The organism is Pseudomonas sp. EA_15y_Pfl1_P101 (assembly GCF_963970835.1).
Taxonomy (GTDB): domain Bacteria; phylum Pseudomonadota; class Gammaproteobacteria; order Pseudomonadales; family Pseudomonadaceae; genus Aquipseudomonas; species Aquipseudomonas tritici.
Genome location: NZ_CAXAPA010000002.1, coordinates 450,518 through 465,316 on the forward strand (window position 1 = coordinate 450,518; position 14,799 = coordinate 465,316).

Below are 14,799 nucleotides of genomic sequence, written 5' to 3' on the forward strand. Positions count from 1 at the left end.
AGGTGCCTCCTAGGGTTCAGGCTTTGTTGTAATTGAGCGTTATCATGGCGACAGCGTTCAGTATTTACAACACTTGGGCCTAAATCCCAGGCGGTTGCACGCGTATCTGGCGATCAAGCGCCGGAATAGAGCCTTGGCACGCGGCGCAGGTTGCAGAACAGCTGATAGGGAATGGTCTCGGCGGCGACCGCAATGTCACTGGCGAGGATATTTTTGCCCCACAGCTCTACCGTTGACCCAAGCCCGGCCTGCGGCACGTCAGTCAGGTCGATGCACAGCATGTCCATGGAAACACGCCCTAACAACTGGCTGCGTTGCCCGGCCACCATTACCGGCGTACCGGTCGGCGCGTGACGCGGGTAGCCATCCGCATAACCCATGGCAACCACACCAATGCGCATCGGCTTGGGCGTGATGAACTTCGCGCCGTAGCCCACCGGCTCACCGGCTGGCAATTCCCGTACACAGATCACCTTGGATTCCAGCGTCATCACCGGCTGCAAACGCGCCGCCACAGCCTGGTCTTCACCAAACGGCGTGGCGCCGTAAAGCATGATGCCGGGGCGAACCCAGTCGCTGGACACAGTTGGCCAGCCCATGACCGACGGCGAGTTACGTAGGCTGACCTCGGCCGACAAGCCCTGGCGCGCCGCTTCAAACACTGCAACTTGTTCATCACTGCGCACGCAGTCAAGTTCATCGGCGCGGGCAAAGTGGCTCATCAGTACGATTTTGGCCACCTTACCGCTGGCCAGCAGGCGCTGGTAAGCCTCTTGATAATCCTTGGGATGCAGGCCAACGCGGTGCATGCCGGAGTCGAGCTTGAGCCAGATGGTCAACGGCTTGCTCAGTCTGGCCTGTTCGATGGCATCCAGTTGCCACAGCGAATGCACCACGCACCAGAAATCATGCTCGATGATCAGCGGCAGTTCGTCGGCTTCGAAAAAGCCTTCCAGCAGTAGCACTGGCGCACGAATCCCGGCGGCGCGCAGTTCCAATGCTTCCTCGATGCACGCCACGGCAAATCCATCAGCCTCGGCTCCCAACGCCTGTGCCACGCGCACGGCACCATGACCGTAGGCATCGGCCTTGATCACGGCAAGGGCCTTGGCCCCCGTGACTTCACGGGCCAGTTGGTAATTGTGAAGCAGGGCTTGGAGGTCGATCAGGGCACGGGCTGGACGCATGGCGGCAGGCTTCTAGGCGGCAGAGTAAAGAAAAACCGGCACCGACAGACAGCATCGGCACCGGGAGAGGGATCTTGCTTAAGGCAGCGCCACCACTACGGACAGCTCCACTAGGATTTGCGGTTCACACAGCTTGGCTTCAACCGTGGCACGGGCCGGGGCAACGCCATTGGGCAGCCACTTGTCCCACACCGCGTTCATGCCGGCGAAATCGGCGTCGATGTCTTTCAGGTAGATCGTCACCGACAGCAATTTGGTCTTGTCGGTGCCGGCCAGGTCCAGCAGACGCTCGATATTGGCCAGGGTTTCACGGGTCTGCTGTTCAATCCCGGCGCTCATGTCGTCGCCGACTTGCCCGGCCAGGTACACGGTAGCGTTGTGAACAACGATCTGGCTCATGCGCTCATTGGTGAGCTGGCGCTGGATTGACATGTCGTGCGGACTCCTGGTGGTTGCCATAACGGGAAATATCGAGGCCTTCGGCGCTGATTTGCGGGGTTTTCTTGGCCATCAGGTCAGCCAGCAAGCGGCCGGAGCCACACGCCATGGTCCAACCGAGCGTGCCGTGGCCGGTATTCAGGAACAGGTTCTTGAACGGGGTGGCACCGACAATCGGCGTGCCGTCGGGCGTGGTCGGGCGCAGGCCGGTCCAAAACGAAGCGTGGGTCAAATCGCCGCCCTGAGGATAAAGGTCGTTGACGATCATCTCCAGGGTTTCACGCCGACGCGGGTTAAGCGACAGGTCAAAACCGGCGATTTCAGCCATGCCGCCGACGCGGATGCGGTTGTCGAAACGGGTAATCGCGACCTTGTAGGTCTCGTCGAGAATGGTCGAAGTCGGCGCCATCGCCGGGTTGGTGATCGGCACGGTCAGCGAGTAACCCTTGAGCGGGTAGACCGGCGCCTTGATCCCCAGCGGCTTGAGCAATGTCGGCGAGTAGCTGCCGAGGGCCAGTACGTAGCGGTCGGCGGTTTCCAGCTTGCCGTCGATCCATACACCATTGATGCGGTCGCCGGCGTAGTCGAGACGCTGGATATTCTGTTCAAAGCGGAATTCCACACCCAACTGCGTGCACATATCGGCCAGGCGCGTGGCGAACATTTGGCAGTCGCCGGTTTGGTCATTCGGCAGGCGCAAGGCTCCGGCGAGGATATCCGTGACGTTGGCCAAGGCCGGCTCAACACGGGCGATGCCGGCGCGGTCGAGCAGTTCGAACGGCACGCCGGACTCTTTCAACACGGCGATGTCTTTAGCGGCACCGTCAAGTTGTGCCTGGGTGCGGAACAGTTGGGTAGTACCGAGGCTGCGGCCTTCGTAGGCAATGCCGGTTTCAACGCGCAGTTCGTCGAGGCAGTCGCGGCTGTATTCGGACAGGCGGACCATGCGCTCCTTGTTCACCGCATAACGGCTGGCGGTGCAGTTGCGCAGCATCTGTGCCATCCACAGGTATTGGTCGATATCGGCGGTGGCCTTGATCGCCAGCGGCGCGTGGCGTTGCAGCAGCCACTTGATGGCCTTGAGCGGCACGCCCGGCGCGGCCCATGGCGATGCATAGCCTGGGGACACCTGGCCGGCGTTGGCGAAACTGGTCTCCATGGCGGCGGCAGGTTGGCGGTCAACCACCACGACGTCAAAGCCGGCCCGCGCCAAATAGTAGGCACTGGTCACACCAATCACGCCGCTACCCAAGACCAGAACGCGCATTTTTATATCCTCATCGCGGGCATGGCCGCTGACGTGTGTTATTCGAGCAATGATGAGCGCAGTGTAAAAAACAATTGCCAGTGCATTTCACTATATAACTGCCTATATTTGGCGACAATTCTCGGCAAAAACCCTTTTCACAGAGGCGTATCCCCTATGCGTACCAACACCCAGACCAAGCGGGAGCTGGACAAGATCGACCGCAACATCCTGCGCATCCTGCAAACCGACGGGCGCATTTCGTTCACGGAATTGGGGGAAAAGGTCGGGCTGTCGACCACGCCATGTACCGAGCGAGTGCGCCGGCTGGAGCGTGAAGGGATCATCATGGGCTACAACGCGCGGCTCAATCCCCAGCACTTGAAGGGCAGTCTGCTGGTATTTGTCGAGATCAGCCTCGATTACAAATCTGGCGACACCTTCGAGGAGTTCCGCCGCGCCGTGCTGAAACTGCCGCATGTGCTGGAGTGCCATTTGGTGTCTGGAGACTTCGACTATCTGGTGAAGGCGCGGATCTCCGAGATGGCGTCGTACCGCAAACTGCTCGGCGATATCCTCCTCAAACTGCCCCATGTGCGGGAGTCCAAGAGCTATATCGTGATGGAAGAAGTGAAGGAGAGCCTGAATCTGCCTATCCCGGACTGACTCACTGACACGAATCAGCCCACATTTGGACCGAGCCCAGCCGTTAAACCAGCACCTGCCGGGTACTCGCCATGTATTCGTGGATCTGCTTTTCCACCCGCGGGTGAATCAGCTCCACCGGCCGCCGCCCGTTAGGGCACGGCAACGTCTTGGTGGTGCCGAACAGCCGACAGATCAACGGCCGCTCGTCGTACACCGTGCAACCATCGGGCCCCAGGTGTACGCAGTTCAGCTCATCCATGGCCGCGTCCTGCTCTGCAGCAGTCTTGCGCGGCAGGCGCGACATTTCCTCGGGCGAAGTGGTCACCGGCCCACAGCAATCGTGGCAACCGGGGACGCACTCGAACGAAGGTATCTGCCGACGCAGCGCGCTGATTTTCTGACTGTTGCAACTCATCGAAACATTTACCGAACGGCGAATAAGTGTGGATTCTGCCGTAAAACGCTCTGCGCAGACAGCTTCGTCCGACCGCTGTATCCTGCGTCAAATTTTCCAAACAGGGATGCTCCCATGACCGCCAGCGCCCGGCACACCGCCTCTTACTACGCCGCCAGCAGCGTGCCGCAAACGGATTACCCCATGTTGGCAGGCGAAGTCACTGCCGATGTGTGCGTGGTCGGCGGCGGTTTTTCCGGGCTGAACACGGCTCTGGAGCTGGCCGAGCGCGGGTTCAGCGTAGTGCTGTTGGAGGCGCGCAAGATCGCCTGGGGCGCCAGCGGACGTAACGGTGGCCAGTTGATTCGTGGCGTCGGCCATGGCCTGGACCAGTTCGCCAATGTGATCGGCACCGATGGTGTGCGCCAAATGAAGCTGATGGGCCTGGAAGCCGTGGAGATCGTGCGTGAGCGCGTCGAACGTTTTCAGATCCCCTGCGACCTCACCTGGGGTTACTGCGACCTCGCCAACAAACCCCGAGACCTCAAAGGCCTGGCCGAAGACGCCGAAGAACTGCGCAGCCTCGGCTATCGCCATGAGGTGCGCCTGCTGCAAGCAGACCAGATGAACAGCGTAATCGGCTCCGAGCGCTACGTGGGCGGCATGATCGACATGGGCTCGGGCCACTTGCATCCGCTCAACCTGGCCCTCGGCGAAGCCGCCGCCGCGCAGCAATTGGGCGTGAAGCTGTTCGAGCACTCCCAGGTCACGCGCATCGACTACGGCCCCGACCTCAACGTGCACACCGCCCAGGGCAACGTGCGCGCCAAGACCTTGGTGCTGGCGTGCAACGCCTACCTCAATGGCCTCAACCCGCACCTGAGCGGCAAGGTGTTGCCCGCCGGCAGCTACATCATCGCCAGCGAGCCGTTAAGCGAAGCGCAGGCCAGCAAATTGCTGCCTCGGAATATGGCGGTGTGTGACCAAAGGGTAACGGTGGATTACTTCCGACTGTCCGCCGACCGTCGCCTGTTGTTCGGCGGTGCCTGCCATTATTCCGGCCGTGATCCCCAGGACATCGGTGCCTATATGCGCCCGAAAATGTTGCAGGTATTCCCGCAGTTGGCCGATGTGAAAATCGACTACCAATGGGGCGGCATGATCGGCATCGGCGCCAACCGCCTGCCGCAGATCGGCCGTCTCGCGGAGCAGCCCAACGTGTATTACGCCCAGGCCTACGCCGGCCATGGGCTCAACGCCACACACCTGGCGGGCAAGCTGCTCGCTGAAGCCATCAGCGGCCAGCAACAGGGCCGCTTCGATCTGTTTGCCCAGGTGCCGCACATGACTTTCCCTGGCGGCAAGCGCCTGCGCTCGCCGCTGCTGGCGCTTGGGATGCTCTGGCACCGCTTCAAAGAGCTGGTGTGAATCAGCTGCGCCAGAAAGGTTTCAACCCTTCCTGGCGCGCCTGTTCGGCAGTCAGCCCGACGTCGCGCAGTTGCTCACGGGTCAAGTGCAGCAACGCCTTGCGCGTTTGACGGCGTTGCCAGAACAGGCTCCAGCCGCTGACGTTGCGCGGCGCCGTTGCCCGCTCCTGCCCGGCCTCCAGTTCCTGACTGTGTAACGCCAGCCGCACATCGCTCATACCGTTCATTTTGCTGCCCCTCATTCGCGTTGTTGCCTTGAGCGACAAGCATGAGTGCGTAGCACAAACCAATACAGATTCAACCATCCTTTATTAAATCAATACAGATACTGCCCATTAGCGGCTGAATCCTGTATTTTCGCCTCATCTGTACTGGTTCCGTAGGAGCGACCGCCATGACCCTTTATGTGAACCTCGCCGAATTATTGGGCACGCGCATCGAACAAGGCTTCTATCGCCCCGGTGATCGCTTGCCTTCTGTACGGGCCTTGAGTGTGGAACACGGGGTCAGCCTGAGCACCGTGCAGCAGGCGTATCGGTTACTGGAAGACAACGGCCTCGCTATGCCCAAGCCGAAATCAGGCTATTTTGTACCCGTCGGCCGCGAGCTGCCGGCCTTGCCGGAGATTGGTCGACCGGCCCAACGACCGGTAGAGATATCCCAGTGGGACCAGGTACTGGAGCTGATTCGCGCGGTGCCGCGCAAAGATGTCATACAGATGGGGCGCGGCATGCCAGATGTGCTCTCCCCGACCTTGAAACCTTTGCTGCGCAGCCTCGCCCGCGTGAGCCGCCGCCAGGACCTGCCCGGCCTGTATTACGACAACATCCTCGGCTGTATGGAGCTGCGCGAGCAAATTGCGCGACTGTCATTGGATTCTGGCTGCCAGCTGACCGCCGAGGACATCGTGATCACCACCGGTTGCCATGAGGCGCTGTCCGCCAGCATCCACGCCATTTGCGAGCCTGGCGATATCGTCGCAGTGGATTCGCCGAGCTTTCACGGCGCCATGCAGACCCTCAAGGGCCTGGGCATGAAAGCCTTGGAAATCCCTACTGACCCGATCACCGGCATCAGCCTCGAAGCACTGGAGTTGGCGCTGGAACAGTGGCCGATCAAGGTCATCCAGCTGACCCCCAACTGCAACAACCCCCTGGGTTACATCATGCCGGAGGCGCGCAAGCGTGCACTACTCACCCTGGCCCAGCGCTTTGACGTGGCAATCATTGAAGACGATGTGTACGGCGAATTGGCCTATAGCTACCCGCGCCCGCGCACCATCAAGTCCTTCGACGAAGACGGCCGTGTACTGCTGTGCAGCTCGTTCTCGAAAACCCTGGCGCCTGGTTTGCGCATTGGTTGGGTGGCTCCCGGTCGATACTTGGAGCGCGTGCTGCACATGAAATACATCAGCACGGGTTCCACGGCGACACAACCGCAGATCGCCATTGCCGAATTCCTGAAAAGCGGGCACTTCGAGCCGCATTTGCGGCGGATGCGCACCCAATACCAGCGTAATCGCGATTTGATACTCGACTGGGTCAGCCGCTATTTTCCGACAGGCACGCGCGCCAGCCGGCCCCAGGGCAGCTTCATGCTATGGGTCGAGCTACCGGAGGGTTTTGATACCTTGAAGCTCAACCGCGTGCTGATGGAGCAAGGCGTCCAGATTGCCGTAGGCAGCATTTTTTCTGCATCGGGCAAGTACCGGAACTGCCTGCGCATGAACTACGCTGCCAAACCTACGCCGCAGATTGAAGAAGCGGTGCGCAAGGTGGGGGCTGCCGCGAGCAAAATGCTGGCCGAGGCGGCCGACTGACCTTTCTCAGGAAATTGCCGTCATATGCCGACAACCGCCCTGATCTGGAAGCAACTCCCTTGATGATTCAACGGCTATTCCCGTTTTTCCTGTTGGGAGCCCTGGCCCTGGGCGGCTGCGCCACGGTGCCTGCACCGCGCATCCCCAGCGACGCCCTGCCCGCCGCGCAATCGTCGTTCGGCCGCTCGATCCAGGCCCAGGCCGCACCGTATCAAGGGCGCTCGGGTTTTCGCCTGCTGCCCAACAGCAGCGAGGCCTTCATGGCCCGTGCCGAACTGATCCGCAACGCCCAGACCAGCCTCGACCTGCAGTACTACATCGTGCACGACGGCATCAGCACGCGCATGCTGGTGGACGAACTGCTCAAGGCTGCCGACCGTGGCGTGCGCGTGCGCATCCTGCTGGACGACACCACCAGCGACGGCCTCGACCAGATCATCGCCACGCTCGCCGCCCACCCCAAGATCGAAATCCGTCTGTTCAACCCCCTGCACCTGGGGCGCAGCACCGGCGTGACGCGCGCCATGGGCCGCTTGTTCAACCTGTCGCTGCAGCATCGGCGCATGCACAACAAGCTATGGCTGGCGGACAACAGCGTGGCCATCGTCGGCGGGCGCAACCTGGGGGATGAGTATTTCGATGCCGAGCCCAACCTGAACTTCACCGATATCGACATGCTCAGCGTGGGCCCGGTAGCCGAACAGCTTGGCCACAGTTTCGACCAATACTGGAATAGCGCCCTGAGCAAGCCTATCGACAACTTCGTTTCCAATGCACCGTCCAAAGGCGACCTGGCCGACGCGCGCGTGTACCTGGAAGCGTCGCTGGCCGAATCGCGCCAGCAGAACCATGCGCTGTACAACCGCTTGCGCACCTACCAGACCCAACCGCGCATGGACATCTGGCGCCGCGAACTGATCTGGGCCTGGAACCAGGCCCTGTGGGACGCACCGAGCAAGGTGCTGTCCAAGGCCGACCCAGACCCTCGGTTGCTGCTCACCACTCAACTGGCGCCGGAACTGGAAGGGGTCAGCCACGAGCTGATGATGATCTCGGCGTATTTCGTGCCGGGGCAACCGGGGCTGGTGTATCTGACCGGGCGCGCCGATGCGGGGGTGTCGGTCAGCCTGCTGACCAACGCCCTGGAAGCCACTGACGTGCCGGCCGTGCACGGTGGTTATGCGCCCTATCGCAAGGCGCTGCTGGAGCACGGCGTGAAGCTCTACGAACTGCGCCGTCAGCCCGGTGACCCCAGCGCGGGCAGCGGGCCGCATCTGTTCCGGCGCAGCACCTTCCGCGGCTCGGACTCCAGCCTGCACAGCAAGGCGATGATCTTTGACCGGCAGAAATCGTTTATCGGCTCGTTCAACTTCGACCCACGTTCGGTGCTGTGGAATACCGAAGTCGGCGTGTTGGTCGACAGCCCCGAACTGGCGGAGCACGTGCGTAACCTGGCGCTGCAAGGCATGGCGCCGGACTTGAGCTATGAGGCGAAATTGCAGGATGGCCAAATAGTGTGGGCGACCGAAGATAACGGCCAACTGCACACCCTCACCCGCGAGCCGGGCAGTTGGTGGCGGCGGTTCAATGCGTGGTTCGCTACCTCAGTTGGCTTGGAACGCATGCTCTAAAGCCAGAGGAGATCAACTGTGGGAGCTGGCAAGCCAGCTCCCACCTATTGACCGCATTTCAGGGTCAGGCCGGTTGCGCCACGCCGAACGCGCCTTGGCGCAGCAACAGCACCACCAACCCCAACGCACCGGCTGCCATCAGCAGCGGCAACGCATGCCCGCTGATCCATTGGCTGCCCGCCCCTGCCACCAAAGGGCCGATCAGGCAACCGATACCCCACAGCTGCGCCACGTGGGCATTGGCGCGCACCAATGCATCGTCGCGATAACGCTCGCCGATCAGGATCAGCGACAGGGTAAACAAGCCTCCAGCACTCGCGCCGAACAACACCCAGATCGGCCAGATCAGCGGCGTATGCATCAACAACGGAATCGCCAGGCTCGACGCCAGCAACAGCACCGCACAACTCATGAACAGCGTGCGCCGAGGCAGGTAGTCGGCCAGTGCGCCAATGGGCAATTGCAGCAGCGCATCGCCGACCACCACCGTACTGACCATGACCAAGGCGATTTCGGCGGTAAAGCCTTGTTGCAGGCAGTAAATCGGCAACAACGTCAGAATCATCGCCTCGAACGCAGCGAATAACGCCACCGCCCACGCAATCGCCGGCAGGCTCAGGCAGAAACGCCACAGGTCAGCGAAGGTCACACTGAAGGACTCGGCGCTCGGTGCGCCGGAACGCCCCAACAACAGCAACGGCGCCACCACTAACAGACCGACGCCGACCCAGAAACCGTAGTCATGGTCGGTGCCGATCAAGCCCAGCAACAGTGGGCCAGACAGTTGGCTCAGGGCATAAGTGCAGCCATACAGTGCCACCAGACGGCCACGCCACTGCTCCACCACCAACTGGTTGATCCAGCTTTCGCCCAGGATAAATACGATGGTCAGGATCACCCCGATCATCAGCCGTAGCACCAGCCACACCGGGTAGCTGGGCAGGATCGCCAACAAGCCGATGGAAATTGCGCCTGCCCACAAACACAGGCGCATAAGGTTGGCGGTGCCGAGCCATGAGGCCATGCGACTGGACACCTTCGCACCGAGCAGCACACCGAAGGCCGGCATCGCCGCCATCACGCCGATGGCAAAACTGCCATAACCCCAGCTTTCCAGGCGCAGGGACACCAGCGGCATGCTGACGCCCAGGGCCAGGCCGACGCTGAGCACCGAGGCCAGGACGGCGAAATAGGTCGCCCAACGCATGTCCACGCTCCTGTGGATAATTATTTCAAGGGCTGCAAACGAACTGTAGGAGCGAGCTTGTGTGGGAGTCGGGCTTGCCCGCGATGCAGATGCCTCGGTGTGTCAGTCACACCTTGGTGATGCTATCGCAGGCCAGCCGGCTCCCACACAAGCCCACTCCCACATTTGGACTGCGGTGTGGCTTAGAGCTTGATCCAGGTCGACTTCAGCTCGGTGTACTTGTCGAACGCATGCAGCGACTTGTCGCGACCGTTGCCCGACTGCTTGAAGCCACCAAACGGCGCAGTCATGTCGCCGCCATCGTACTGGTTGACCCACACGCTACCGGCACGCAAGGCTTTAGCGGTCAGGTGCGCCTTGGAGATATCTGACGTCCACACCGCGGCAGCCAGGCCGTAGACAGTGTCGTTGGCGATCTTGATCGCTTCTTCTGCACTGTCGAAGGTGATCACCGACAGCACTGGGCCAAAGATCTCTTCCTGGGCGATCTTCATCGCGTTGGTCACGCCGTCAAAAATCGTCGGTTCGACGTAAGTGCCGCCCGTCTCTTCCAGGGTGCGCTTGCCGCCAGCTACCAGCTTGGCGCCATCGGCATGGCCGGCTTCAATGTACGAGAGCACGGTGTTCATTTGTTGGGTATCCACCAGCGCACCCACGTTAGTGGCTGGGTCCAGTGGGTTGCCGGGCTTCCAGCCCTTGAGGGCCTCGATCACCAACGGCAGGAAAGTGTCCTTGATCGAACGCTCCACCAGCAGGCGCGAGCCCGCGGTGCACACTTCGCCCTGGTTGAAGGCGATGGCGCCGGCGGCAGATTCGGCGGCCGCTTGCAGGTCCGGAGCATCGGCAAACACGATGTTCGGGCTCTTGCCGCCAGCTTCCAGCCACACGCGCTTCATGTTCGACTCGCCGGAGCGAATCAACAGTTGCTTGGCGATTTTGGTCGAACCGGTGAACACCAGGGTGTCGACGTCCATGTGCAGCGCCAGCGCATTGCCCACGGTGTGGCCGTAGCCCGGCAGCACGTTGAACACGCCTTTTGGAATACCGGCTTCAACGGCCAGGGCTGCGATACGGATGGCGGTCAGCGGGGACTTTTCGGACGGCTTGAGGATTACCGAGTTACCGGTGGACAGCGCAGGGCCGAGCTTCCAGCAGGCCATCATCAGCGGGAAGTTCCACGGCACGATAGCGCCCACCACGCCGACTGGCTCGCGGGTGACCAGACCCAGCTGGTCGTGCGGAGTGGCGGCAACTTCGTCGTAGATCTTGTCGATGGCCTCGCCGCTCCAGCTAAGGGCATTCGCCGCGCCGGGTACGTCGATGTTCAGGGAGTCGCTGATCGGCTTGCCCATGTCCAGGGTTTCGAGCAGCGCCAGCTCCTCGGCATTAGCCTTGAGCAACGCGGCGAAACGGATCATGGTGGCTTTGCGTTTGGCCGGTGCCAGGCGCGACCACACACCGGAATTGAACGTGGCGCGGGCGTTTTCCACAGCGCGCTGGGCATCGGTGGCGTCACAGCTGGCAACAGCGGCCAGCAGGCGGCCATCGACCGGGCTGATGCATTCGAAGGTTTCACCGGAAACGGCGGCGGTGTACTCGCCATTGATGTAGGCGCGGCCTTCGATCTTCAGATCCTTGGCGCGTTGTTCCCAGTCGGCACGGGTCAGGGTGGTCATGCGAGTGTCCTCCTCTTATTGAATACGAGGGCCAGGCGATGTCCCCCGGCAGCCTCAAAGAATGCTTGCCCGGCCAGCCATCTGTTCGGCTCAAGGCAGCTGCCACCCTAAACCAGCGGCTGGGGATGTTTCAATATATTTGACATATCGCCAGTAAACGCCCTTGCGATGTTCATTTTAATAAACATAGACTTTGGGCTCTCCAACCGCAGGCCAGACGGGAAACGCACATGAGCATCCAGGACATCGTCGACTTCAGCCAAGCCAAGACCGCCGCCGAGCGCTACCGCCCTGCTGCCGAAAAAATCCTCAAGGGCGATCCCGAGCAAACGATCTACAACCACTACAACAGCCCGTGCGGCCAAATGAGCGCCGGGGTCTGGGAGGGTGAGGTGGGGCATTGGAAGGTCAACTACAGCGAGCATGAGTACTGCGAGATTGTGCAGGGTGTGTCTGTCCTGCGTGATGCGGACGGCAACGCCAAGACCTTGCGCGCGGGTGACCGCTTCGTGATCCCGGCCGGTTTCAGCGGCACATGGGAAGTGCTGGAGCCGTGCCGCAAGATCTACGTGGTGTTCGAACAAAAGGCCTGATCAGTAAATCGCAGGCAAAAAAAAGCCCGAATCGTGAGAGACGGGCTTTTTTTCACATTGAAGAAAACCAATTACTTGATTTTGCCTTCTTTGTAGATCACGTGCTTGCGAACGCGCGGGTCGAACATTTTCTTTTCGAGCTTGTCCGGGGTAGTACGCTTGTTCTTGTCGGTAGTGTAGAAGTGACCAGTACCGGCGCTAGAGATCATTCGAATCAATTCACGCATGATATAGCTCCTTAAATCTTGCCAGCGGCACGAATTTCGGCCAGCACGACAGTGATGCCACGCTTGTCGATGATACGCATGCCTTTAGCAGATACGCGCAGACGGACAAAACGTTTCTCTTCTTCAACCCAGAAGCGGTGATGCTGCAGGTTTGGCAGGAAACGACGACGGGTTTTGTTATTTGCGTGGGAAATGTTATTCCCAGTCACCGGACCCTTACCGGTAACTTGACATACTCTCGACATGCCTCAGCCCTCTAAAACCACATGCCCAACCCGGCATGGGTTGGCCGCTTAATCTCTCAGTCATTTGGCGCCAGGCGCCGCGTTTCTTTAGGGTCTTACCGGCTACACCTACAAGCGAAGGAACCGGGCCCCTAGAAAAGAGCGCTGCTTTATACCAGAAAGACCCTAGTGCAACAACAGCCCGTGTGTTTTTACCGGCGTAAATCTCGGCGGCAAACGCCTGAACCGTTGCTAATAGGGGCCGCAGTAACAATCGACCACTCGTCGCACAGAATGATTTACAGCGCCCGCGCGCGCAGTGAAGTGCAGGGCGGAACGCGCTGAGGCGCCATCAAAACAGCATTTCAGGCAAAAGCACAGGCAAAAATGGGCTAGTCATTTATCTATCAGACCTCTACGGTAGGACTTTTCCAGACTGCACTCGCAGATGGGCCTTCGATCTGCAAAGGAAACCGAACATGCGCCTCGCTGCCCTACCGCTCTTGCTTGCTCCTCTATTTATCGCTCCAGCGGCTGTTGCTGCCACCAATCTGAGCGTTTGCACCGAGGCCAGCCCCGAAGGGTTCGATGTGGTGCAATACAACTCACTGACCACCACCAATGCTTCAGCCGACGTGCTGATGAACCGCCTGGTGGACTACGACGCGGCCAGCGGCAAATTGGTGCCAAGCCTGGCAGACAGCTGGAACGTTTCGGCGGATGGCCTGACCTATACCTTCAAGCTGCACCCGGATGTGAAATTTCATCGCACCGAATACTTCACCCCTAGCCGTACACTGACCGCGGAAGACGTGCGCTTCAGCTTCGAACGCATGCTCGACCCGGCCAACCCTTGGCACAAGATCGCCCAGAGCGGTTTCCCCCATGCGCAATCGCTGCAGTTGCCCGCACTGGTCAAGAAGATCGACGCCCTCGACCCGCTGACCGTGCGCTTCACCCTGGATCACGCCGACTCCACCTTCCTCGCCGCCCTGAGCATGGGCTTTGCCTCGATCTACCCGGCCGAATACGCCGACAAACTGCTCAAGGCCGGCACGCAGCAGAAGCTCAACAGCCAGCCCATCGGCACCGGGCCGTTCATCTTCAGCCGCTTCCAGAAAGACGCCGTGGTGCGCTACAAGGCCAACCCGGACTACTTCGCCGGCAAACCGGCTGTGGATAACTTGATCTTCGCGATCACGCCTGACGCCAACGTGCGCCTGCAGAAATTGCACCGCAATGAATGCCAGATTGCCCTTTCGCCCAAGCCGCTAGACGTGGGCGAGGCCGAAAAAGACCCGGCGCTCAAGGTGGAGAAAACCGCCGCCTTCATGACCGCCTTCGTGGCCATCAACACCCAGCACCCGCCCCTGGACAAGCCCGAAGTACGCCAAGCGATCAACCTGGCCTTCGACAAGGGCAGCTACCTCAAGGCCGTGTTTGAAGGCACTGCCGAAGCCGCGAACGGGCCTTTCCCGCCCAACACCTGGAGCTACGCCAAAGAGCTGCCCGGTTATCCACAGGACCTCGCCAAGGCCAAGGCGCTGCTCAACCGTGCCGGGCTCAAGGATGGTTTCAAGACCACTATCTGGACCCGCCCCACCGGCAGCCTGCTGAACCCCAACCCCAACCTCGGCGCACAACTGCTGCAGGCTGACCTGGCCAAGGTCGGCATCCAGGCCGAGATCCGCGTGATCGAATGGGGCGAGTTGATTCGCCGCGCCAAAGCCGGCGAGCACGACTTGCTGTTCATGGGTTGGGCCGGCGACAACGGCGACCCGGATAACTTCCTTACCCCACAGTTCTCCTGTGCGGCAGTCAAGTCCGGCACCAATTTCGCCCGCTACTGCGACCCAGCCCTGGACAAGCTGATCAGCGCCGGCAAGACCACCAGCGAGCAGGGGGTACGCAGCAAGCTGTATCAGCAGGCCCAGGCGCAGATCCAGCAGCAAGCGTTGTGGCTGCCATTGGCGCACCCTACGGCATTTGCCCTGACCCGCAAGAATGTCGAGGGCTATCAGGTGAGCCCGTTCGGGCGCCAGGATTTCTCCAAGGTCAGCATCAAGCCCTGACAACCAAGCC

At 60.7% G+C, this 14,799-nt stretch carries 15 protein-coding genes; 6 read left to right on the forward strand and 9 right to left on the reverse strand.

Annotated features, from left to right (window positions below):
• Positions 1 to 113: 113 nt before the first annotated feature.
• From alr to dadA, 3 genes are all read right to left on the reverse strand, one after another.
• Entirely contained in the window at positions 114 to 1,187 is a 1,074-nt protein-coding gene (gene alr, locus AACY36_RS04490; RefSeq protein WP_339456507.1) for an alanine racemase, read from the reverse strand.
• Between the two features lie 78 nt (positions 1,188 to 1,265).
• Positions 1,266 to 1,619, reverse strand: coding sequence for a RidA family protein (locus AACY36_RS04495; protein WP_339471050.1), 354 nt, complete (start codon positions 1,617 to 1,619; stop codon positions 1,266 to 1,268).
• Positions 1,591 to 2,892, reverse strand: a complete 1,302-nt coding sequence (gene dadA, locus AACY36_RS04500; RefSeq protein WP_339496781.1) for a D-amino acid dehydrogenase — start codon at positions 2,890 to 2,892, stop codon at positions 1,591 to 1,593. Before dadA ends, AACY36_RS04495 begins: the two co-directional genes overlap by 29 nt.
• A gap of 156 nt (positions 2,893 to 3,048) precedes the next feature.
• On the opposite strand from dadA, the gene AACY36_RS04505 reads away from it, so the two are divergent.
• The gene (locus tag AACY36_RS04505) at positions 3,049 to 3,537 is read left to right on the forward strand and encodes an Lrp/AsnC ligand binding domain-containing protein (protein WP_003176896.1); all 489 of its coding nucleotides are present in this window, start codon (positions 3,049 to 3,051) and stop codon (positions 3,535 to 3,537) included.
• A gap of 43 nt (positions 3,538 to 3,580) precedes the next feature.
• Here AACY36_RS04505 and AACY36_RS04510 read toward each other — a convergent pair whose 3' ends face one another.
• A complete protein-coding gene (locus AACY36_RS04510) occupies positions 3,581 to 3,934 on the reverse strand; it encodes a YkgJ family cysteine cluster protein (protein ID WP_314564404.1) in 354 nt (117 codons plus the stop codon).
• Between the two features lie 114 nt (positions 3,935 to 4,048).
• Here AACY36_RS04510 and AACY36_RS04515 point away from each other — a divergent pair, with 114 nt between their 5' ends.
• The gene (locus tag AACY36_RS04515) at positions 4,049 to 5,341 is read left to right on the forward strand and encodes an NAD(P)/FAD-dependent oxidoreductase (protein WP_339438898.1); all 1,293 of its coding nucleotides are present in this window, start codon (positions 4,049 to 4,051) and stop codon (positions 5,339 to 5,341) included.
• Between the two features lies 1 nt (position 5,342).
• Here AACY36_RS04515 and AACY36_RS04520 read toward each other — a convergent pair whose 3' ends face one another.
• Positions 5,343 to 5,567, reverse strand: a complete 225-nt coding sequence (locus AACY36_RS04520) for a DUF1127 domain-containing protein (RefSeq protein WP_339415097.1) — start codon at positions 5,565 to 5,567, stop codon at positions 5,343 to 5,345.
• Between the two features lie 167 nt (positions 5,568 to 5,734).
• On the opposite strand from AACY36_RS04520, the gene AACY36_RS04525 reads away from it, so the two are divergent.
• A complete protein-coding gene (locus AACY36_RS04525; protein WP_339415096.1) occupies positions 5,735 to 7,159 on the forward strand; it encodes an aminotransferase-like domain-containing protein in 1,425 nt (474 codons plus the stop codon).
• Positions 7,160 to 7,221: 62 nt separating this feature from the next.
• Positions 7,222 to 8,790 (forward strand): phospholipase D family protein, encoded by a 1,569-nt coding sequence (locus AACY36_RS04530; protein ID WP_339436654.1) that lies wholly within the window; start codon positions 7,222 to 7,224, stop codon positions 8,788 to 8,790.
• 64 nt (positions 8,791 to 8,854) lie between these two features.
• Here AACY36_RS04530 and AACY36_RS04535 read toward each other — a convergent pair whose 3' ends face one another.
• On the reverse strand, positions 8,855 to 9,997 hold the full coding sequence (locus AACY36_RS04535; protein ID WP_339436653.1) for an MFS transporter: 1,143 nt from the start codon (positions 9,995 to 9,997) through the stop codon (positions 8,855 to 8,857).
• Positions 9,998 to 10,179: 182 nt separating this feature from the next.
• Entirely contained in the window at positions 10,180 to 11,673 is a 1,494-nt protein-coding gene (locus tag AACY36_RS04540; protein WP_339415093.1) for an aldehyde dehydrogenase, read from the reverse strand.
• Between the two features lie 230 nt (positions 11,674 to 11,903).
• Between AACY36_RS04540 and AACY36_RS04545 the strand changes: the two genes are divergently transcribed.
• Positions 11,904 to 12,266: a cupin domain-containing protein gene (locus AACY36_RS04545; RefSeq protein ID WP_339415092.1), complete on the forward strand. Its 363-nt coding sequence runs from the start codon at positions 11,904 to 11,906 to the stop codon at positions 12,264 to 12,266.
• Positions 12,267 to 12,337: 71 nt separating this feature from the next.
• Here AACY36_RS04545 and rpmG read toward each other — a convergent pair whose 3' ends face one another.
• Both rpmG and rpmB read right to left on the reverse strand, forming a co-directional pair.
• Positions 12,338 to 12,493, reverse strand: a complete 156-nt coding sequence (gene rpmG, locus AACY36_RS04550) for a 50S ribosomal protein L33 (RefSeq protein ID WP_003176906.1) — start codon at positions 12,491 to 12,493, stop codon at positions 12,338 to 12,340.
• A gap of 11 nt (positions 12,494 to 12,504) precedes the next feature.
• Positions 12,505 to 12,738 carry a 50S ribosomal protein L28 gene (rpmB, locus tag AACY36_RS04555; protein ID WP_003176907.1) on the reverse strand — a complete coding sequence of 78 codons (234 nt, stop codon included), beginning with the start codon at positions 12,736 to 12,738 and terminating at the stop codon, positions 12,505 to 12,507.
• A gap of 458 nt (positions 12,739 to 13,196) precedes the next feature.
• Here rpmB and AACY36_RS04560 point away from each other — a divergent pair, with 458 nt between their 5' ends.
• Complete coding sequence (locus tag AACY36_RS04560) at positions 13,197 to 14,789, forward strand: ABC transporter substrate-binding protein (protein ID WP_339436652.1); 1,593 nt, start codon at positions 13,197 to 13,199, stop codon at positions 14,787 to 14,789.
• The last annotated feature ends 10 nt before the right edge of the window (positions 14,790 to 14,799 follow it).